This is a genomic window from Romboutsia sp. (genome assembly GCF_051659545.1).
Lineage (GTDB): Bacteria > Bacillota > Clostridia > Peptostreptococcales > Peptostreptococcaceae > JBOFOR01.
Genome location: NZ_JBOFOR010000031.1, coordinates 1 through 20,147, shown reverse-complemented (window position 1 = coordinate 20,147; position 20,147 = coordinate 1). Strand labels below are relative to the sequence as shown.

Here is a 20,147-nt window from a genome sequence, read left to right as displayed (position 1 = left end):
GTAAAAGTTAATACTTTGTATTGCTACAGATGTAGCAACTAAAATTTATCAGGAGCCGTATGCGAGGCCCGCACGTACGGTTCTGTGAGAGGTCTGAACTCGGGATTAATTACCCCGAGTTTTTCCTACTCGATTTGATTATATTTAGTGTTTAAATTAAAAATCTATTCATAGTATATAAAAGACGAAAATATTTACCTGGAGTTGATGCTATGGTTTCTATAGATATAAAAATATGTATAGATAAAATAGAATTTACAATATTTAAAAATAGTGATGGATATAAGAGAGAAATAAACCAAGGAAAAATTGCAATTCCAAATTCTTTTAGTAAGGGAGAACAATTAAAATACATAAGAAAAATCATTGCAACAACTATAAGTCAATATTCGGTGAAAAAAGCTTCTATAAACATGGAAGAAGACGCAGGAATAGGGGTTATAGGTATGGTAAAGATCGAAGGTGTAATAGAAGAACTGTTAGCAAGTTATGAGGTGGATATATGGAGATAAGTACAAATTTTAAATTTGAAATAATAGAAAAGATACATTCGGAAGGTGTGAACTCAGTACTATATATTGTTGAAGATAAACAATTAGGATCTAGATTTATATTAAAACAAATTGACAAAAAAAATTTTAGAGAAACTGACAAATGCTTTGAAGAGTCTAAAAAAATATATAAGTTAAGTCACCCAAATATTATAACTATAAACACAGCATCTTATGATGATGAATATATATATTTAACTATGCCATATTTCAAAAAAGGCTCACTACACCATCTGATAAAAACACGAAATTTAACTATAAGAGAAATAATAAAGTATTCATTAGACTTTTTATCTGCACTACAATATATGCACAGTAAAGGCATAATACACTGTGATATAAAACCTAATAATATATTAATAGATAATGAAGATAATGCAATATTAACTGATTTTGGATCGGCATTATATTTAAATCATTTAGGTAATGCGAAATTAAAAAATGTTTACTATAAGCATATTGCTCCAGAACAATGCACAAACTCTATAATAACTAAAAAAGTTGATGTTTATCAAATAGGCACAACTTTATATAGGATGTGTAATGGCAATGAGGAATATAATAAACAAGCAAAAAAATACAAGGATTTAAATAGTTTAAAAGCCGCTTGTGCAAAAGGCAAGTTTCCTGTTAGAAAAAAATATTTACCACATATACCGAAATCTTTGATTAGTGTAATTGAAAAGTGTATAAGTATGAATCCTCAAGACAGATATAATGATGTACTAGATATAATGAATGATATATCTATGATAAATGAAAATTTAGACTGGATTTATGAAAGTGAAGACTTAGAGACTTTTACATGGTCTAAAAAAACATATAATAAAAATGTTCAAATTATATTGTATAAAGATAATAACGTATGGAACATTTTGGATGATGGTAAAAGGGTTTCATTTTTAGAAAGTAAAGCAAAGGGATATAGAAGTGTAAGAGAAATAATAAAAAAATATGAAAAAAAATAGCCTTACTTTAATCCGATCAAGTAAGGCTATAAAAAGGGGTAAAATATATTATAAAAAGGGGTTTATTAGGGAATATATTTTATTTGGGGAGTAAAATAATCGGTTATTAGGGGAATAACCTTAAATTAATAATAACAAATTTCGACAAAAAAATCAACAAAAAAATGAAAAAAGTTAAAAAAAATTTAGTTATAATAAAAATTAATAAATAAATTGAAAATATGCATGAAAAATTTTCCTATGCACAAAATAAAAGTAAGTGTAGGAGGTTAATATGTATAAAAAAATTATATTAGGTATATTAACTATGTTTATAGTGCTTAGTAGTGGAATAACATCAAATTGTATAAATAATCCTAAAACATATAAAAATGATATATGGATAAACAACTTAAGCAACAAAGATGTAAAAATAAAAATCACAAAAATAAAAGTATCAGAGGAAAAAATTGATGTAGGAGAAGTATATGGTGCTTATGCCATAATAACTATGGATGTAAAAAATTATGGACAAGATAATATAGAATTGGCAAATTTAAATGTGTATCCATACCAAGGAGACAAACCTACAAAATACTTTGTAAGTACATCTAAAGATAATATAGAGGGTTTTATAGGTAGTCTACGAAATAATGAGCGTAAGACTGTGAAAATGGGAGTAACATTATACAATACCAAAGAACCTATAAAATTAGTATTTACAAATGTAGAAGATGTTAACAATGAAAAAGTAACTAAAACTATAAACATAAAATAAAAAAGAAAAGATTAAAATCTTTTCTTTTTTTATGTAGAATATTTAATTATTCTGGTTGAGGAGCATCTACCGGACACACACTGTTGCATGTTCCACATTCTATACATTTAGTTTCATCTATAACGTATATATCATCTCCTGCAGAAATACAATTAACAGGGCACTCAGGTTCACAAGCTCCACAGCTAATACAAGCATCACCTATAACATAAGCCATATGTATTACCTCCTATTTATATATTTTGGATACAAAATATATATTACCCTAAAAACAGAAAAATAAAACATAAAATACAATAAAAATTAAATTTTTATTGTGAATAGAAAAACATAACTATAGAAAAATACTAAAGTGACACAATTTTTATTAAAATATTTAGAAATATTGTCTTACAATTTTGTTCTTTGATTTATTTAGGAGAAAAAGGTATAATAATTTTATAAACCAAGGAGGAGACAATGAGTTATTACCAAGACGATGAAAATAATAAAATAAGGCGAAGAAAAGTTAGTTCAAATGATTCCACTAAGAGACCTGTAAGAGAAGATCTAAATTATAGAGAACAAAGCAGATCTAAGAGTATAAATAGAAGTAATAGTTCAACAAATAATAGAAGTACAAGTAGTAATAGAAGTACAAGTAGTAATAGAAATCCTAATAGTAGAAAAAATAAAAGAAAAGTCAAAAAGAATAGAAAAAATTTATTAAAAGTTGGAAAAATACTTTTAGTGACTTTTTTAGTGAGTTTGATTGTTTTATCTACAGTTGGAACTGTATTTGTATTTGCAACAGTAAAAGATGCACAAAAGATAAATAATGCTATACTAGAAGCCAATTACATAAGTAGCTCAGTTGCAACTAGTGATGAAATACCAAAGTATTTAAAGGATGCAGTAGTATCTATAGAGGATGAACGTTTTTATAAACATAAAGGAGTAGATTATACATCTTTAGTTAGATCTTTGATTCATAACTTAACCTCTGATACTACTCAAGGTGGAAGTACAATAGAAATGCAAATTTCAAAAAATCTTTTAACTAATTATGATAAAACATATAAAAGAAAAATTAAAGATATGTACAATGCTTTCCAGATGAATAAGACAATGACCAAAGATGAAATACTAGTAACATACTTAAACAATATATACCTAGGAAAGTCATCTTATGGAGTTAAAAAAGGAGCTATTGAGTATTTTGGAAAAGATGTAAGTGATTTAAGTTTAGCACAGTGTGCAATGCTTGCAGGTATTACAAATAACCCTGCAAGGTATAAAGAGCATAGCCAGGCTAAGAAGAGACAGGAAACAATACTTTATAAAATGAATGAGCTTGGATATATTACAGATGAAGAATATACAAAAGCACTAAGAGAGCCTGTGCCATTCAAATCAGAAATTGACAAATAATAAAGAGGTGTAAGATGAGTGTATATAAATTTAACTATGAAGATAAAGAATATATTTTAACTGAGGATAATTGCAGTGACTTAATAAATGATGAGGAAAAACCAGTAAAGGCAATTAATGTATCAAAAATAATAGATATATTAAATAATGCAGATAGTATAGATTTTGATATAGAGTATTATCAAGAAGCTTGTCCTGAATGCTTAGCTGGAGTTAAAGAAAAGCAAAAGTTCTTTGGATTCTTAGAATACCATTTTTATATATTCACTAAAAATGGTGAGTATGTAATAAGTGATATAAATAAAGAATATGAAGGTTTATCTTTTAATAAGTTATCAAAAAAGGATAAAGTAGACGATAGTTATATAGTTAGCATAATAGTTTGTGAAAAATGTCAAGATTATATAGTACAAGTAGAAAATTGTGTAGTTTAAAATATTAATTTCGAAATAAGTAATCAATTTAATTTAAAAATTGGTTACTTATTTTTTTATATAATAAATTAGGTTAAAGCTTAAAAAATATTTATATTTTAAGCTTTAGCCTAAATTCTAAAATTAATACAAGTATGTTATAATTAGGAAAAATAAGGTATTTCATAGAATTAAGGGGAGAGAAAATTGTGGAAAAAATAATTGGAATCATAGCCTCGGATATAGAACTAAAAGAAAAAATTGAAGCCTTATATCCTGACGATATTGAAAATGGAAACATCATAATGGATATCATTGATGTAGAATTGCTAGAAAAACAAGGACAAATATTAGCGGAAAAAGGTGCTCAAGTAATAATAGGTAGAGGTGGGGGATATAAACTAATATTAGATACGGTAAATGTTCCTATAATACCTTTGAATATTAAAATGATAGAATTATTAAGAGCTATTAAAATAGCAGAGTCTTACTCAAAGAAAATTGTATTAATTTTGGGAGATGATGAAGTCTACTTTGATTATAGTAAGTGCAAGGACTTGATTAATACAGAAATAAAAGAGGAATGGTTTAAATCAAAATTTGAAATAAGAAATAAAGTGACTAAATATATTCAAGAAAAAGAGGATGTAGTTATTGTAGGAAGTGGAATAGCCTGTTCTTTTGCTAGACAATATAAAATTGAACATGTATTTATAAATGCAAGTAGAGAATCTATAAAAGAAGCAATTGATTATGCAAAAAAACTAATAAATACAATAAATGAGGAAAAATTCAACAATGAGGTACTAAGAAACATATTAGATGGAATTAAAGATGGGGTTATAGCTGTAGATAGAAAAGGAAAAATAATAATATACAATGAAAGTATTGAAAAAATACTCAAAAAGAAAGAGAGTGAAGTACTTAATAAACATATACTAGATGTTTTTCCAAATATGAATTGGCTTATGGAGTGTCTACATAAAAATGAAAATATTAAAAGAAAAATAAGATATTTAAATAACCTAGAAGTAAATACTAGAGCTAAATTAATTGAAATAGATGATGAGACTTATGGTGTAGTAGGTATAATTCAAGATATAACTAAAATACAAAAACTAGAAAGACAAATACGACTAGATTTAAATAAAAAAGGACTTTATGCTAGATACACTTTTAATGATTTTATATATAAAGATGAGTGCACAAAAGAATTAATTGAAGAAGCTAAAAAAATTGGTAGAACTGATTATACAACACTTTTATATGGAGAAAGTGGTTCAGGAAAAGAAATGATAGCTCAAAGTATGCACAATATAAGTAATAGAAAAGATAAACCTTTTGTTGCAATAAATTGTGCAACAATATCTGAAAATTTACTTGAAAGTGAACTTTTTGGATATGAAGAAGGAGCATTTACAGGGGCTAAAAAAGGTGGGAAGCTAGGATTATTTGAATTGGCTCATGAGGGAACAGTATTTTTAGATGAAATAAATAGCCTTCCTATAAATTTCCAAATAAAACTTTTAAGGGTAATTGAAGAAAGAGAAATAATGAGAATAGGTTCAAATCATATAATACCTTTAAATATTAGAATTATAGCTGCAACAAATGAATCCCTAAGGAAAAAAATAAGTGAAAATACCTTTAGAGATGATTTATTTTATAGATTAAGTAGTTTAGAAATAGATATACCTCCACTAAGAGATAGAAAAAAAGATATAATATTACTTTTCAATAATTTTGTAAATCAAATATTAGAAAGTGAAGTTCTAGAAAGTGAATCAGTAGAAAAACACTCAAAAAGTAAATTGTCAGATAAAGATATACGTAGATTAGAAAATTATAATTGGCCAGGTAATATAAGGGAACTAAAAAATGTTGCTCAAAAATATGTTATAACTGAGAAGATTAAAATAGACTACGAAGAACAATTAAACCTAACTGATAGGCAATTAGATAAGTTAGATTATAGTGACTTTGAAGAAAACAATCAAAATAATAAAATTAATATTGAAAACTATAAAATTGATATTAAAGAAGTTAATAAATATGTAGAAGAGAAAATCATAGCGATACTATTACAACAAGGACTTAGTAAAACACAAATAGCACAAATTTTAGGTATAAGTAGAACTGCACTATGGAAAAAGTTTAATAAAGAAAAGTGTTAACTTAAATGAACACGTGTTAACTAAAGATGATTTGTTTATTTTTGAATAAGAAAAAAATAAATAATTTAATTATATAAAAAATAAAAATACTTACAAAAACTATAGATTATTTATGAAAATCAATATTAAGCTTTAAAAAACAAAAAAAATTAAACAAAGTATATACTGGCATGAAAGTTGCTTTTATATAAAATTAAACACACAAGGGAGTTGAAATTATGGGGGAAATGATGGTAGCAAAACATGCAATATGGCCAAGGGTGAATGATCCGATATTCAACATATCTGAAAGAGCTCAAAATGCTACAAAAAGCCTAGGTAAAGAGAATGTAATAAATGCAACAATAGGTGCTTTGATGGATGATGATGGAAACCTTATAACACTAGATACGGTTTTCAATGAATATAAGTCATTACCAAATGCTGAAATAGCAGCATATGCAGGAATAGCAGGTCAGCCAGAATATTTAGAAGCAGTAAAGAAAGCTTGCTTTAAGGAATTTATGCCAGAAGCTCACATTAGAGCAGTAGCATCACCAGGAGGAAGTGGGAGTATAAAATTAGCGGTATACAATTACACTAATGAAGGTGATGAAATATTAACATCAGATTGGTACTGGAGCCCATACGTAAGTATAGCTGAAGAAACTAATAGAGATATAGTTACTTACCAATTATTTGATGAAAATAATGATTTTAACTTCACATCATTTAAAGAGAAGTTTTTATATTTAGCAAACAAACAAGAAAGAATATTTACTATATTAAACACACCTGCACATAATCCGACTGGGTATAGCGTAGGAGATGACGACTGGGATAAAATAATAAATCTATCAAAAGAAGTAGCAGTAAATCCAGAAAAGAAAGTAATATTATTCGTTGACGTTGCTTACATAGATTTTGCTAAAGATGATGAAGGAAGTAGAAGATTCTTTAAGAAGTTTTCAAATTTACCAGAAAATATATTTGTCATAGTTGGGTTCAGTATGTCAAAAGGATTTACAGCTTATGGAATGAGAATGGGTGCAGCTATAGGTATATCATCTAGTGAAGACGTAGCAGAACAATTCTTCTATTCTTGTGTTCACTCATGTAGAGCAAACTGGTCAAACTGCAACAGAGGACCAATGACATTATTATCTAACATAGTAAATGATCCAGAAAAATTTAAAGCATACACTGAAGAAAAAGACAAATATAAAAATCTACTAAGCGTTAGAGCAGAAGCTTTTGTTAAAGAATCAGAAAAATGTGGATTAGACATATTGCCATATAGAGATGGATTCTTTGTAAGTATACCATGTGAAGATCCAAAGGCTTTAAGTGAAGAATTAACAAAAGACAATGTTTATACAGTTCCATTAAAAGCAGGATTAAGATTTGCGGTATGCGCAGTATCAGAGAGTAAATGTAGCGCAGCGCCAAGTATCATAAAAAATGCTATGGAATATATAAAAAGTCAAAAAGTAGAAGCTTAAAATTATAATCTATATTTAAATAGGGAATAGAGATTATATTAAAAGTTATAATAGGGGGTCTTAATAAAATGAAAAAATTAATGACAGGTAATGAAGCTATTGCTCGTGGAGCATATGAAGCAGGTGTAAAATATGCATCTGCATATCCGGGAACACCAAGTACAGAAATACTTGAAAATGTAGCATTATATAAAGATGATATAGTTGCAGAATGGGCAACTAATGAAAAAGTTGCTCTAGAAGCTGTAATAGGTGGATCTATGGCAGGTGCTAGAACGTTAGCATCTATGAAACATGTTGGAGTAAACGTAGCAGCAGACCCGTTATTTACATTTGCATACACAGGAGTAAATGGAGGAATGGTTTTAATAACTGCAGATGAACCTGGAATGCACTCATCTCAAAATGAACAAGATAATAGAAACTACGCTAAATTTGCTAAAATAGCTTTAATGGAGCCATCTACTAGTCAAGAAGCTAAAGACATGTTAAAGGTAGCATTTGAAGTAAGTGAAAAATACGATACTCCGGTTTTATACAGAGTAACAACTAGATTATGCCATTCAAAAGGAATAGTTGAATGTAATGATAGAGAAGAAGTTGGAATAAGAGATTACATTAAAAATCCTCAAAAAAACCTTACAGTTCCAGCACATGCAAGAGTAAGAAGAGTTGCAGTTGAAGAAAGAATGAAGGCGTTAGAAACTTTTTCAAATAATACAGATTTAAATTATTATGAAATAAATGATACTAAAGTAGGTGTAGTATCATCAGGAATGTGTCATGTGTTTGCAAAAGAAGTATTTGGAGATGAAGCTTCTTATATGAAGCTAGGCTTTACAAATCCATTACCAATTGAGAAAATAAAAGAATTTGCTTCAAAAGTAGATAAAATTTATGTTATAGAGGAAAACGATGCCTTTATAGAGGAGCAACTTAAAGCTAATGGAATAGATTGTATAGGAAAAGATGTATTACCAACATCAGGAGAAATGACTCCAGACGTATTAAGAGAATCTATCTTTGGAAAAACAAATGATGTAATAGAATTTAATGAAGAATTAGTAGTTCCTAGACCTCCAGGTCTATGTGCTGGATGTCCACATAGAGGTTTCTTCTATGAATTAGGAAAAAGAAAAAATACAATGATAACAGGAGATATAGGTTGCTATACTCTTGGATTTGCAGCTCCATTTAACGCTATGGATACAGTTGTATGTATGGGTGCAAGTTTAAGTTCAGGACACGGTGCTCAAAAAGTATTCAATATGAAAGAAGATAACAAAATGAGAGTAGTTGGGGTTTTAGGGGACTCAACATTCTTCCACACAGGAATAAATTCATTACTAGATGTAGTTTATAACAATGGTAATTCAATATCAGTAATATTAGACAATAGAATAACAGGAATGACAGGACATCAAGAAAATCCAGGTTCAGGATATACTTTACAAGGAGAACCTACTAATGAAGTAGACATGGAAGCTTTAGTTAAAGCTTGTGGAGTAAAACATGTAAGAACAATAGATCCCAACAATTTAAAAGAAGTAAAAGAAACTTTAAATTGGGCTTATGAGCTAGATGAAGCATCAGTAATAATAACAAGATGGCCATGTGTATTAAAATCTTTATCTAAGCAAGACATAGAAGAATTTAACAATCCATTTAAGACAAAATGTGAAGTAGAAGCTGAAAGTTGTATAGGATGTAAACTTTGTATGAAGGTTGGTTGTCCGGCAATATCTTTCAACAAAGAAACTATGTTATCAAGTATAGATAAAAATCAATGTGTAGGATGTATGACATGTGCACAAGTTTGTCCAAAACAGGCTATATCTAATAAATCTTTATCTAAGGGGGTAAATTAACATGACTAAAAGTATTCTTTTGGTAGGAGTAGGAGGACAAGGAACTATTCTTGCAAGTAAACTACTTACTACAGGGCTTATGGAAGCTGGATATGATGTAAAAATGAGTGAAATACACGGAATGAGTCAAAGGGGAGGATCAGTATCATCTCAAGTTAGATATGGAGAAAAAGTATACTCTCCAGTTATTGAAGTTGGTGGAGCGGATATATTAGTTTCTTTTGAAAAAATGGAAGCTTTAAGATGGTTAAACTATCTAAAACCACAAGGAAAAATAATTGTAAATAACTACAGAATAGACCCTATGCCAGTGCTTAATGGTAAAGCAGAGTATTTAGCTAAAGAAATAGACACTGAATTAGACAGATTAAATGCTACAATGCTAGAGGCAGCACAGAGAGCGGTAGAGCTTGGTAATGCTAAAGTAATGAATATAATATTACTAGGAGCTCTAGTTAAGTCTATGGAACTAGAGGATATAAATTGGGAAAATATAATTAGAGATAATGTTAAAGAAAAGTTTGTAGACATAAATCTAAAGGCCTTCAAAGAAGGTATAGAATTAATGTCAGAAGAAGCAATAGCTTTAGCTTAATTTAAGTTGAAAAGGGGAGCACTATGAACTATAGAATATTAGCTATAAATCCTGGATCTACTTCAACAAAAATATCAGTATATGATAATGATCAACAAGTATTGGTAAAGGGAATAGATCATCTAGCAGAAGAAATATCAAAATATGATAGAATACAAGACCAGTTTAATATGAGAAAAGAAGAAGTACTAAACGTATTAAATGAAAATAACATAGATATAAAGACATTAAGTGCAGTAGTAGGAAGAGGAGGATTACTTCCTCCAGTTAAATCAGGAGCATACTTAGTAACTGAAGAAATGATAGATAGATTAGTAAATAGACCAGTTTTAGAGCATGCATCAAATTTAGGAGCTCTTATATCTCATGAAATAGCAAAAGAAATAGGGGTTAATGCATATATATATGACTCTGTAGCTGTAGATGAATTAACAGATATAGCTAGATTATCTGGAGTTGAAGGTATGGATAGAGCTAGCTTAAGTCATGCACTTAACTCTAGAGCTATGGCAATAAAATATGCAAAAGAAAATGACAAAAAATACAGTGACCTAAACTTAATAGTAGCACATTTAGGTGGAGGTATAAGTATAAGCATACATGAAAAAGGTCAAATGGTAGATATAGTATCAGATGATGAAGGTCCATTTTCACCAGAAAGATCAGGAAGAGTGCCTTGCAAAACTTTAATAGACAGATGTTTCTCTGGAAACTATACTCATAGAGAAATGTTAAAAGTTATAAGAGGAAAAGGCGGAATAGTTTCATACCTAGGAACTGTAGATGTTAGAGAAGTAGAGAAAATGATAAGTGAAGGTAACGAAAAAGCAAAACTTGTTCATGATGCTATGATTTATCAAATATCTAAGGGAATAGGAGAACTATCAACTGTAGTAGATGGAAAAGTTGATGCTATAATAGTAACAGGTGGAATAGCATATTCTAATATGATAACTTCTGCTATTAAGAAAAAAGTAGAGTTTATTGCACCAGTAGCAGTTTTACCAGGAGAAAATGAATTAGAGTCTTTATCTCTAGGAGTTTTAAGAGTATTAAATGGAGAAGAAGAAGCTAGAGTTTATAAAGAAGAAAGTTTAGCAAATGCATAAATAAAAAAATGAGTATCTCAAAATAAAGAGATACTCATTTTTAATTTTTCTATTCAGAAATAAAAGTTTCACAGCTAGCATTTTGAGCATTTATCTGTACATTACTAGCAGTACAAGAACCTAAGCTATTGTGTTTACAGTTACCAGCTTGGCAACTTATATTACTAGTTTTAGTACAGCTACATCCACCAGCACAGTTTGTAAATCCAGAAGCAGATTTGTCTTCATATGAAGAACAAGAAGTACTAGAAGTAGTAGTAGCACTAGAACCAGCTACATTTATACTACCAGCAAAACATGCACCGCCATTATTATGAGCACAGTTAGATACAGAACAATTTAAATTACTATTTGACATATGTACACCTCCAAAAATATATTTTCAAGTTTATTATGTGGAGATATTAGATTTTTTATAACAATAAATAATTAATACTTACGAATGCACTCTTTACAAACTACAGTAACATCGTCTATAGTTTCCTTACCTAAGTTTCTGTTAAGATGATATACATCTACATCCTCATTAGAACCACAAATAGAGCACTTGTTTTTATATTCTTTTAAAGCAAATTCTTTAAATAATTGCCAGTGCAGTGATTTTAGATAATCTTCATAACTTACTCGAAGACATATCTCTAAAAAATCAACATACATATCATCTAAATCATGATTATTTAAAACTGTATATTCAGGTTCAAAGTAAAGACAGTTTTGTTGAGCATTAGGAGTACAATTTAAAATTATACATTTTATATCATATCTGTAATTTTCGTCAGGTCCATCTAAAGAAAGATGAGTACAAAAAGAACAACATTCTTTAGGTAACTTATTTTCTAATTCATTCATTTTACTTCTCATAATAACCTCCCAAAACCTATTAAAAATCTTTTTATAACGAATAGCAAATTATACTAATCTTAAAATTAAAAATAAGCATAAATAATTTTGAATAGTTTCACAAAAGACTATATTTAAAAACTACAATATAGGGCTTTTATATATGTATATTAAAAAAATACCCAAGTATTCTACAAATAGAGGATTTACATAATAAGTAAAGTATATTTAATAGAAGATTAAAAAATAGGGTGGTAAAATGCACATATACAATTTGAAAAAAACTAAAAATAAAATTAACATTGAACTAAATAATAGAATTGAAGAGCATAGAAAAGACAACAGTATTGTAATGTACACAAAAATAGAAAATAAAACTATAAAAAATGAAGAATACAACAAAAAAGAGTATAAAATTATATCTAATAGTAAGATAGAGTATAATGAATTTACAAACTGTAATTTCACAAATCTAATATTTAAAAATTGCACATTTATTTGTTCTGGTTTTAATAAATGTACTTTTATAAATGTTATTTTTGAAGACTGTAATTTTTTCTATGAAAATAGTACAGTAATTTTTGAACAGGATTGTATTTTTAAAAAGACTAGTTTTAATAAGTGTAATTTAAGTAAAAGCATATTTAAAAGAACTATATTTGATAATATAAAATTTATAAAATGTAATATGAAAGATTCTATTTTTTCAAATACGCAAATTCGAAGTATTCAAATTTCAGATTGTGATTGTAGAAGCTTCAAAATGATAGATTCTAATGTTGATATTTTTGAAATTGAAGATGAATATATTACCAAGTTTGATGAGTATACTTTCATAGATAAAATTATATTTGATAAAAAATATATGAAGTCTTATGAAAATGCCTCTAAAGCTTACAGAACTATATCTACTAAGTTTGAAAATAATAATTTACTGGACTATGCGGGGGAATATTATTATCTATCAAAGCAAGCAGAGAGAAGGAATTTAAGAGGTTTAGATAAAATTAAGTCATATATGTTCTGGATGCTTTGTGGATATGGAGAGAGGCCTACTTATGCATTAATAACATCTATAGAGATAGTTTTATTGTTTGCCATATTGTATATGTTTACTGGTTTAAATATAGATGGGGTTGAGATTAATTATTCTGAATATATTTTTGAAGGATTCATCTTTATGCCTAATTTATGTAGAGATTTTTCTAATTCATTGTATTTTAGTATAACTACTTTTACTACTGTGGGGTATGGTGATATTACTCCTATAAATTTAAGCATTTTTTTATCTGGAATAGAGATGTTTCTTGGGGTGACTATGGTGGGACTTTGGACTGCAACCCTAGCGCGAAAGATAATAAGGTAGATGAATTTTTATTGAATATAGGATATATAGCCCGCTAGGGCATGCTCTTATAAGCTTTCCTTCCGGCAGGCAAGCCGCAAATTCGCTTCGCTCATGTCGCCGACAGGTCGCTTAAAGGGCGGTGCAGCTTATACAATGACATCCCTGCTCAGTAAGCTATATAAAGGTTAGATGTCAATAAAATACTATACTACTTATTTGAGAAGAAAATAAAGACAAAAAATAAAGCAATAATATGGAGTATATGTAGTTTGAATAAGTACATATACTCCATATCAATATTGATATTAACCTATTTTCTTTAATATAAATTTATCGATTACGTGAGCAACTCCGTGGTCGTTGTTTGTTTCTGTTATATAGTCAGCTATGTCTTTTATGCTTTGGCGTGCATTTCCCATTGCTACACCTAGGCCAGCCATTTTTATCATGTGTTGGTCATTTTCTTCGTCTCCAACTGCTATTGTTTTTTCTATAGGTATATCTATAGTTTCACATAAAGCAGTAAGTGCATTTCCTTTATTAGCCGATTTGTTTAAAAATTCTAAGAAGAATGGTGCAGACCTGACGATTGTGTATTTTTCATATAATTCTTTTGGAATGTTTGTTATTACTTCTTCTAATTTTTCAGGTTCGTCTATTATCATTATTTTACAGAATGTAACGTCATCGTTTATTTCATTTTCATCCATAGAAACTATATCTATACCATTAAGCTTTGCTTCGTGTATTGTATACTTGTGAGGAGTAGCCTCTGGTATTATTAAATTTTCAGGCGTATTTATATGAACGTGAGTGTTAAGTTTTTTTGTTAGTTCATTTATTATTTTAAAATCATCATGACACATTTCTATGTTAGATATAACTTTGTTGGTTTTAACTTCCTGAACAACAGCTCCATTAAAACATATTACATAGTCACCATCGTCAGTTAGGTTTAATTCCTCTAATAAAGGTGTAACACCTGGTAAGGGTCTACCTGTAGATAAAACTACTTTAGCACCTTGTTGCTTTGCTTCTTGTATAGAGTTGAAAACATGAGGTGTTATTTTTTTTTCGCTATTTAATAAAGTCCCATCAATATCTAATGCTATTAATTTATACATATTGTTTAATCCTCTCCCTTTTAATATTTATAGAATACTATATAAGTATAACAATATCTGACAAGATAATAAATCTTTAATTATTTTATAAATTCCCTATTATATTTTGAAAAAATTATATAATATAATATTAGAGTTACAATATAAAAGTAAGGAGTGATAAAATGCAGTTTTCAAAATTTGAATATACTAGACCAAATTATAATAAAGATAAAAAGGAAATATCAAAATTAGTAAATAAAATAGAGCTATCAAGTACATATAGTGAGCAAAAGGAAAACATAGATAAACTTAATAAACTTAGAAATAATATAGAATCTATGTCTACAATATGCTCAATTAGACACAGCATAAATACAGAAGATAGTTTTTACGAAAAGGAAAAACAATATTGGGATGAGTACTCACCTTTATATGAAGAGTTAAATGCAGCTTTTTATAATGTTATAATAAACTCAAAGTTTAAAGAAAATATAATACATGACTATGGAAAACAATTTATAAGTATAGTGGAGTACTCTTTAAAAGCTTTCTCAAAAGATATAATAGAAGATTTACAAGAAGAAAATAAGTTGTGTTCAGAGTACACTAAACTACTTGCCTCAGCAAAAATAAATTTTGAGGGAGAAGTAAGGAATTTATCAGGACTTGGAACCTTTATGTTATCCTCGAATAGAGAAATGAGAATAAAAGCAAGTGAAGCTTACTACGGATTTTTTGAACAGAATGAAGAAAAATTCGATGATTTATTTGATAAATTAGTAAAAGTGAGAGTTACAATTGCAAAAAAACTAGGCTTCAACAACTTTGTTGAATTAGGCTATATAAGAATGAAGAGAACTGATTACAACTCTGAAATGGTCAAAAAATTTAGAGAACAAGTATTAGAATACATAGTACCAGTAGCAAGTAAGTTATATGAAAGACAAGGTAGGCGAATAGGATTAGACCAACTTACTTATGTAGATGAAAATTTAGAGTTTTTAAGCGGTAATGCTACTCCAAAAGGAGATTCAAAATATATAATTGAAAACGGTAAAAAAATGTACGAAGAGTTATCTAAAGAAACTGAATCATTCTTTAATTTTATGTTAGAAAATGAGCTAATGGATTTAGTCACTAAAAAAGGAAAGGCAGCAGGTGGATATTGTACTTATATACCTAATTATAAATCTCCATTTATATTTTCTAATTTCAACCAAACTTCTGACGATATAGATGTACTTACTCACGAAGCAGGACATGCTTTTCAATTATATATGTCTAGATGGATTGAAATGCCAGAAATAAACTTCCCAACGTATGAAAGTTGTGAAATACATTCAATGAGTATGGAATTTATAACATGGCCATGGATGGAGTTGTTCTTTAAAGAAGATACTGAAAAATATAAGTTTACACACTTATCTTCTGCTATAAAATTCATACCATATGGAATAGTTGTAGATGAATTCCAACATGAGGTATATGAAAAGCCTAATATGACAAAAGAAGAAAGAAAAAATGCCTGGAGAGAATTAGAGAAAAAATATTTACCACATAAAAACTATGAAGGATGCGAGTTTTTAGAAAAAGGTGGATGGTGGTTTAAACAAGGTCATATATTTAAGAATCCATTTTACTACATAGATTATACTTTAGCTCAAATATGTGCTCTTCAATTCTGGAAAAAAATAAGGGAAAATAAAGAAGAAGGTTGGACTGACTATTTAAACATATGCAAAGTAGGAGGGACTAAATCATTTTTAGAAATAGTTAATATAGGTAACCTTAAATCACCATTTGAAGATGGATGTGTTGAAAGTGTAATAAAAACTATAGAAAACTGGTTAGATAAAGGTGAAGTTAAGTAATTAAGTTACTTGTTATTCTTTATGATGCTTATAAATATTTAAAAAGCTTAAAATTAAATTTTAAGCTTTTTAATTTGTCGAAAATAAGCAAGATTATTAGGTATTGTACATATATAAAAGTAAGACTTACTATTAGGTGATAATTATGAAAAAAAAATCTATTGTTACAATTAGTGTAATTATTATCAGTATATTGTTAGGTTTAAATATTTATATGTATTTAAAAAGCTATAAAATATCACAATACGCATACGAAAGTAACTTAAATACAGAAAGTATTGTATTAATAGATAAATTTAGGACAAATATAAATAGAATGGCCCAAGCACAAAAACTGTATTTAGTAACAGCAAAAGAAGAATATAGAAATAATTATGAGCAAAACTTACAAAAAATATATTCAACTATAAATGAATTAGAATCATCAGGTAGTTTAACTGGTGCTGAAAAACAAGAATTAATAATGGTAGTAGAAGAATATTCTAATATGGAAAAAGACATGATGAACTTGATAAATAAACAAATTATAGGTGCTGATTTAGAAAAAGCAATAGTTCAATCTAATCAAGCTCAGTTAAACATACTCAGACAATTAGATAATTCAGTAGAAAAAACTAAGGACAATGCAATTCAACAAAATGAAACAATGGTTTCTCAAACTAATTTACAAAAAAATGGAATTCAAATAATAAGTACTTTTTTTACTGTTATGAGTTCTACATTTCTATATTATGCAAAAAAAAATCCAACAAAATTTGGTGGCAAGATTGGAAAAATAATTTATTGTATAAGTAATACAATAGAGCCTGACAAAAAAATAGAAAAAGAAATTAAAGATATAGAAAAAGAAATTATAAAAATAGAAAAAGGTAACAATGAGTCAAAAAAATGTATGAAAGACCTCTTAAATCACGAAAAAAATCTAGAGGGAATTAAATTGATAAATATGGAAGCTAATAATATAAGAGAAAAGTTGAAAGAAGCAGATGAAATAATAACTAAAATAGATTTTCAAATAAAAAAACTAATAATAGACATAGAAGAAATAAAAGAATGTTCTTCACAAATACAAGGTGAAAAAATAAGAAATATAGAATACGAAATGATAGAGTTAAGAATATTGTTTGAAACACTTCCTATCTATAGCAATATTATCTTAGATATTTCAACAAATATAAAAAATAATAACAATGTAGAAAATTTATAGTTAAATAAAATTATTGAACAAATGGTCATTATAATATATAATGAAAAGAAATAATTTAATAGTTACCTGTATATATTTGATAATATGGTTCAATTGTTTCTACCAGGCTACCGTAAATTGCCGGACTACAGGAGATTAAAAAAGTATAATAATTATTATACTACTAGTTTGAATTTTAACTCCTGTCTAATTTAGGCAGGAGTTTTTTAGATTATACAACTACTTTTTGGAGGAGCGAAAAATGAGGGCATTAGAAGAAAAAATATTAAAAGATGGAAGAGTTTCAGGCAATGATATATTGAAAGTAGACAATTTTTTAAATCATCAATTAGACATAGCTTTTTTAAATGAAATAGGAAAAGAATTTAAAGAAAGATTTAAAGATAAAAAGATAGATAAAATACTTACAATAGAAGCATCAGGAATAGCTATAGCTTCAATAGCATCACAACATTTTGGAAGTGTACCTGTAGTTTTTGCTAAGAAGGTAGAATCTAAAAATCTAGATAAAGATGTATATGAAACTAAAGTGTATTCCTTTACAAAAGGAAAAGAGTATAGCGTAAAGGTTTCTAAAAAATATTTAAATAAGGATGAAAATATATTAGTAATAGATGATTTTTTAGCAAATGGAAGAGCTGCAATAGGACTTAAGGATTTAGTAGATCAATCAGAAGCGAATTTAGTTGGAATTGGTATAGTTATAGAAAAAGGGTTCCAAGAAGGTAGAGAACTTTTAGAAACTCGTGGAGTAAGATTAGAATCTTTAGCAATATTAGATTCAATAGAAAATGGAAAAATTAATTTTAGACAATTGTAAAACACCTGTAAAGGTGTTTTTTTACTGCAAAAATCAAAGGTATATGGTGAGGTCTAACGAATATGTTTATATAATCACATATATGTAAATAATAATGGGGATTAAATATAGTCAAAACTATAAACTCAGGAGGAATATATGAAATTTTTTATAGATACAGCAAACATATCAGAAATAAAAGAAGCTAACGATTTAGGTGTTATATGCGGAGTAACTACAAATCCATCTTTAATAGCTAAAGAAGGTAGAGATTTTATTCAAGTAGTAAAAGAAATTAGTGAAATAGTACATGGTCCAATAAGTGCAGAAGTAATAAGCTTAGAGCATGAAGGTATGATAAAAGAAGCTGAAAAATTATCAAAAATACATAAAAATATAGTTATAAAACTACCAATGACAGCAGAAGGCTTAAAAGCAACAAAAGTATTATCTCAAAAAGGTATAAAAACTAATGTAACTTTAATATTTTCCTCACAGCAGGCACTTTTAGCATCAAGAGCAGGAGCAACTTATGTAAGTCCATTTGTAGGAAGACTAGATGATATAGGTCAAAATGGTTTAGATTTAATAGAAGAAATAGTTGAAATATTTATGATAAATAATATAGAAACTCAAGTTATAGTAGCGAGTGTTAGAAATCCAATACACGTTTCACAAGCTGCAAGAATGGGTGCACACATAGCTACAGTTCCATATAAGGTAATTGAACAAATGATAAAACACCCATTAACAGATAAAGGAATTGAAAACTTTCTAAAAGACTGGGAAGGTTCTTCATTAAAATTATAAGTTCTTAGAACAATAGATATGAACAATATTATAAAAGGATATGAGTATTAAATTTTTATAAATTAAATATTCATATCCTTTATAGTTTGTAGATTTAACTTTTATAGATTAATTGTTACGAATTTGTAATCTAAGGTAACAAGGGTGTAACTGTTTTGTAAAAAAAAATATGGTATTATTGATTTATAGAAAAGGAAATAAATAAATTTATAATATATATACTTAAAAGAGGGAAGTGGTACATATGAAAAAAGCAATTATAACATTATCTATTCTATGTGGAGGATTATTATTAACGACACCTTCATATAATACAATATTTGCACAGGGAACAAATCAAAATTTAAACAATAATGTAAAAGTTGAAGTAGTTAATCAATTAAATAAAGAGCAAGCTAAAGAAATATTAGTAAATCATAATTCTGATATAAACTACATATATCAAGGTGATGAAGGAAACTTTGAAGCTTTAAAACAAAAAGGATTAAACGGATATGTATTTTTACCAGATGTTGAAACTGATTTAGGATTCTTCGTAGATAAAAATACTTCAAGCGTATATTATTTCCATCCAAGTGGATACCTTGAGTTAGCTTTCTAAATAAAGGCAAATTAAAATGGGGACTGTAGATAGATTTGTGTAAATTCAAATCTATCTACAGTCCTTTTTGTCATTTCTAAAAGAATAAAAATATGCTAAATTTTATAGTCATATAACTTTAAAAAGTTGGTAAATAGACTCTTCTAGAGTCTTATTATTTTTATGTATTTTTTTCAAATTCTTTTTTAATTTTGCCCAGTACTTTTCTATAGGATTTAACTCTGGAGAATATGGTGGTA

The 20,147-nt window shown here is 27.9% G+C and carries 21 protein-coding genes and 1 riboswitch; of the genes, 16 read left to right on the top strand and 5 right to left on the bottom strand.

Features of this window, described 5'->3' with window-relative positions; all coding sequences use genetic code 11:
• Window positions 1-212 precede the first annotated feature (212 nt).
• The 3 genes from ACRC03_RS01835 to ACRC03_RS01825 all read left to right on the top strand — a co-directional run bounded on the left by ACRC03_RS01835 (window position 213) and on the right by ACRC03_RS01825 (window position 2,276).
• Window positions 213-512 carry a hypothetical protein gene (locus ACRC03_RS01835; RefSeq protein WP_438650848.1) on the top strand — a complete coding sequence of 100 codons (300 nt, stop codon included), beginning with the start codon at window positions 213-215 and terminating at the stop codon, window positions 510-512.
• Complete coding sequence (locus tag ACRC03_RS01830; RefSeq protein WP_438650847.1) at window positions 503-1,519, top strand: serine/threonine-protein kinase; 1,017 nt, start codon at window positions 503-505, stop codon at window positions 1,517-1,519. The genes ACRC03_RS01835 and ACRC03_RS01830 overlap by 10 nt, the downstream gene beginning before the upstream one ends.
• 274 nt (window positions 1,520-1,793) lie before the next feature.
• Window positions 1,794-2,276, top strand: coding sequence for a hypothetical protein (locus ACRC03_RS01825; RefSeq protein ID WP_438650846.1), 483 nt, complete (start codon window positions 1,794-1,796; stop codon window positions 2,274-2,276).
• 46 nt (window positions 2,277-2,322) lie between these two features.
• Here the strand turns inward: ACRC03_RS01825 and ACRC03_RS01820 are convergent, their stop codons facing one another.
• Entirely contained in the window at window positions 2,323-2,493 is a 171-nt protein-coding gene (locus ACRC03_RS01820; RefSeq protein WP_438650845.1) for a 4Fe-4S binding protein, read from the bottom strand.
• 242 nt (window positions 2,494-2,735) lie between these two features.
• On the opposite strand from ACRC03_RS01820, the gene ACRC03_RS01815 reads away from it, so the two are divergent.
• From ACRC03_RS01815 to buk, 7 genes are all read left to right on the top strand, one after another.
• A complete protein-coding gene (locus ACRC03_RS01815) occupies window positions 2,736-3,686 on the top strand; it encodes a transglycosylase domain-containing protein (RefSeq protein WP_438650844.1) in 951 nt (316 codons plus the stop codon).
• A gap of 14 nt (window positions 3,687-3,700) precedes the next feature.
• Window positions 3,701-4,120 (top strand): DUF3785 family protein, encoded by a 420-nt coding sequence (locus ACRC03_RS01810; protein WP_438650843.1) that lies wholly within the window; start codon window positions 3,701-3,703, stop codon window positions 4,118-4,120.
• 188 nt (window positions 4,121-4,308) lie between these two features.
• Window positions 4,309-6,273, top strand: coding sequence for a sigma 54-interacting transcriptional regulator (locus ACRC03_RS01805; protein WP_438650842.1), 1,965 nt, complete (start codon window positions 4,309-4,311; stop codon window positions 6,271-6,273).
• 218 nt (window positions 6,274-6,491) lie between these two features.
• Window positions 6,492-7,754, top strand: a complete 1,263-nt coding sequence (locus tag ACRC03_RS01800) for a pyridoxal phosphate-dependent aminotransferase (RefSeq protein WP_438650841.1) — start codon at window positions 6,492-6,494, stop codon at window positions 7,752-7,754.
• A 68-nt stretch (window positions 7,755-7,822) separates the two neighbouring features.
• Window positions 7,823-9,622 (top strand): indolepyruvate ferredoxin oxidoreductase subunit alpha, encoded by a 1,800-nt coding sequence (gene iorA / locus ACRC03_RS01795; RefSeq protein WP_438650840.1) that lies wholly within the window; start codon window positions 7,823-7,825, stop codon window positions 9,620-9,622.
• A gap of 1 nt (window position 9,623) precedes the next feature.
• Complete coding sequence (locus ACRC03_RS01790; protein WP_438650839.1) at window positions 9,624-10,217, top strand: indolepyruvate oxidoreductase subunit beta; 594 nt, start codon at window positions 9,624-9,626, stop codon at window positions 10,215-10,217.
• Window positions 10,218-10,240: 23 nt separating this feature from the next.
• Window positions 10,241-11,326: a butyrate kinase gene (gene buk, locus ACRC03_RS01785; RefSeq protein WP_438650838.1), complete on the top strand. Its 1,086-nt coding sequence runs from the start codon at window positions 10,241-10,243 to the stop codon at window positions 11,324-11,326.
• A 49-nt stretch (window positions 11,327-11,375) separates the two neighbouring features.
• Here buk and ACRC03_RS01780 read toward each other — a convergent pair whose 3' ends face one another.
• Window positions 11,376-11,684: a DUF1540 domain-containing protein gene (locus ACRC03_RS01780; RefSeq protein WP_438650837.1), complete on the bottom strand. Its 309-nt coding sequence runs from the start codon at window positions 11,682-11,684 to the stop codon at window positions 11,376-11,378.
• 71 nt (window positions 11,685-11,755) lie between these two features.
• Window positions 11,756-12,187: a hypothetical protein gene (locus tag ACRC03_RS01775; protein ID WP_438650836.1), complete on the bottom strand. Its 432-nt coding sequence runs from the start codon at window positions 12,185-12,187 to the stop codon at window positions 11,756-11,758.
• A 238-nt stretch (window positions 12,188-12,425) separates the two neighbouring features.
• Between ACRC03_RS01775 and ACRC03_RS01770 the strand changes: the two genes are divergently transcribed.
• Complete coding sequence (locus ACRC03_RS01770) at window positions 12,426-13,532, top strand: ion channel (protein WP_438650835.1); 1,107 nt, start codon at window positions 12,426-12,428, stop codon at window positions 13,530-13,532.
• A gap of 287 nt (window positions 13,533-13,819) precedes the next feature.
• Here the strand turns inward: ACRC03_RS01770 and yidA are convergent, their stop codons facing one another.
• Entirely contained in the window at window positions 13,820-14,638 is an 819-nt protein-coding gene (yidA, locus tag ACRC03_RS01765; protein WP_438650834.1) for a sugar-phosphatase, read from the bottom strand.
• Window positions 14,639-14,802: 164 nt separating this feature from the next.
• Between yidA and ACRC03_RS01760 the strand changes: the two genes are divergently transcribed.
• The 5 genes from ACRC03_RS01760 (at window position 14,803) to ACRC03_RS01740 (ending at window position 19,908) form a co-directional block, all read left to right on the top strand.
• The gene (locus tag ACRC03_RS01760) at window positions 14,803-16,491 is read left to right on the top strand and encodes a M3 family oligoendopeptidase (RefSeq protein WP_438650833.1); all 1,689 of its coding nucleotides are present in this window, start codon (window positions 14,803-14,805) and stop codon (window positions 16,489-16,491) included.
• A 145-nt stretch (window positions 16,492-16,636) separates the two neighbouring features.
• A complete protein-coding gene (locus ACRC03_RS01755) occupies window positions 16,637-17,698 on the top strand; it encodes a CHASE3 domain-containing protein (protein WP_438650832.1) in 1,062 nt (353 codons plus the stop codon).
• A gap of 46 nt (window positions 17,699-17,744) precedes the next feature.
• A riboswitch (purine riboswitch) is annotated at window positions 17,745-17,846 on the top strand.
• A 93-nt stretch (window positions 17,847-17,939) separates the two neighbouring features.
• Window positions 17,940-18,518: a xanthine phosphoribosyltransferase gene (locus ACRC03_RS01750; protein WP_438650831.1), complete on the top strand. Its 579-nt coding sequence runs from the start codon at window positions 17,940-17,942 to the stop codon at window positions 18,516-18,518.
• 138 nt (window positions 18,519-18,656) lie between these two features.
• Window positions 18,657-19,307, top strand: coding sequence for a fructose-6-phosphate aldolase (gene fsa, locus ACRC03_RS01745; protein ID WP_438650830.1), 651 nt, complete (start codon window positions 18,657-18,659; stop codon window positions 19,305-19,307).
• A 244-nt stretch (window positions 19,308-19,551) separates the two neighbouring features.
• Window positions 19,552-19,908, top strand: a complete 357-nt coding sequence (locus ACRC03_RS01740) for a hypothetical protein (RefSeq protein ID WP_438650829.1) — start codon at window positions 19,552-19,554, stop codon at window positions 19,906-19,908.
• A 108-nt stretch (window positions 19,909-20,016) separates the two neighbouring features.
• Here the strand turns inward: ACRC03_RS01740 and ACRC03_RS01735 are convergent.
• Window positions 20,017-20,147, bottom strand: a 131-nt coding sequence (locus ACRC03_RS01735) for a transposase (RefSeq protein WP_438650849.1), incomplete at its 5' end; no start/stop codon positions are given.

Excerpts from the sequence above, each read along its gene's own strand:
- ACRC03_RS01835 (WP_438650848.1), top strand. The coding sequence starts at position 213 with ATGGTTTCTATAGATATAAAAATATGTATAGATAAAATAGAATTTACA.
- ACRC03_RS01830 (WP_438650847.1), top strand. The coding sequence starts at position 503 with ATGGAGATAAGTACAAATTTTAAATTTGAAATAATAGAAAAGATACAT.
- ACRC03_RS01825 (WP_438650846.1), top strand. The coding sequence starts at position 1,794 with ATGTATAAAAAAATTATATTAGGTATATTAACTATGTTTATAGTGCTT.
- ACRC03_RS01820 (WP_438650845.1), bottom strand. The coding sequence starts at position 2,493 with ATGGCTTATGTTATAGGTGATGCTTGTATTAGCTGTGGAGCTTGTGAA.
- ACRC03_RS01815 (WP_438650844.1), top strand. The coding sequence starts at position 2,736 with ATGAGTTATTACCAAGACGATGAAAATAATAAAATAAGGCGAAGAAAA.
- ACRC03_RS01810 (WP_438650843.1), top strand. The coding sequence starts at position 3,701 with ATGAGTGTATATAAATTTAACTATGAAGATAAAGAATATATTTTAACT.
- ACRC03_RS01800 (WP_438650841.1), top strand. The coding sequence starts at position 6,492 with ATGGGGGAAATGATGGTAGCAAAACATGCAATATGGCCAAGGGTGAAT.
- iorA (WP_438650840.1), top strand. The coding sequence starts at position 7,823 with ATGAAAAAATTAATGACAGGTAATGAAGCTATTGCTCGTGGAGCATAT.
- ACRC03_RS01790 (WP_438650839.1), top strand. The coding sequence starts at position 9,624 with ATGACTAAAAGTATTCTTTTGGTAGGAGTAGGAGGACAAGGAACTATT.
- buk (WP_438650838.1), top strand. The coding sequence starts at position 10,241 with ATGAACTATAGAATATTAGCTATAAATCCTGGATCTACTTCAACAAAA.
- ACRC03_RS01780 (WP_438650837.1), bottom strand. The coding sequence starts at position 11,684 with ATGTCAAATAGTAATTTAAATTGTTCTGTATCTAACTGTGCTCATAAT.
- ACRC03_RS01775 (WP_438650836.1), bottom strand. The coding sequence starts at position 12,187 with ATGAGAAGTAAAATGAATGAATTAGAAAATAAGTTACCTAAAGAATGT.
- ACRC03_RS01770 (WP_438650835.1), top strand. The coding sequence starts at position 12,426 with ATGCACATATACAATTTGAAAAAAACTAAAAATAAAATTAACATTGAA.
- yidA (WP_438650834.1), bottom strand. The coding sequence starts at position 14,638 with ATGTATAAATTAATAGCATTAGATATTGATGGGACTTTATTAAATAGC.
- ACRC03_RS01760 (WP_438650833.1), top strand. The coding sequence starts at position 14,803 with ATGCAGTTTTCAAAATTTGAATATACTAGACCAAATTATAATAAAGAT.
- ACRC03_RS01755 (WP_438650832.1), top strand. The coding sequence starts at position 16,637 with ATGAAAAAAAAATCTATTGTTACAATTAGTGTAATTATTATCAGTATA.
- ACRC03_RS01750 (WP_438650831.1), top strand. The coding sequence starts at position 17,940 with ATGAGGGCATTAGAAGAAAAAATATTAAAAGATGGAAGAGTTTCAGGC.
- fsa (WP_438650830.1), top strand. The coding sequence starts at position 18,657 with ATGAAATTTTTTATAGATACAGCAAACATATCAGAAATAAAAGAAGCT.
- ACRC03_RS01740 (WP_438650829.1), top strand. The coding sequence starts at position 19,552 with ATGAAAAAAGCAATTATAACATTATCTATTCTATGTGGAGGATTATTA.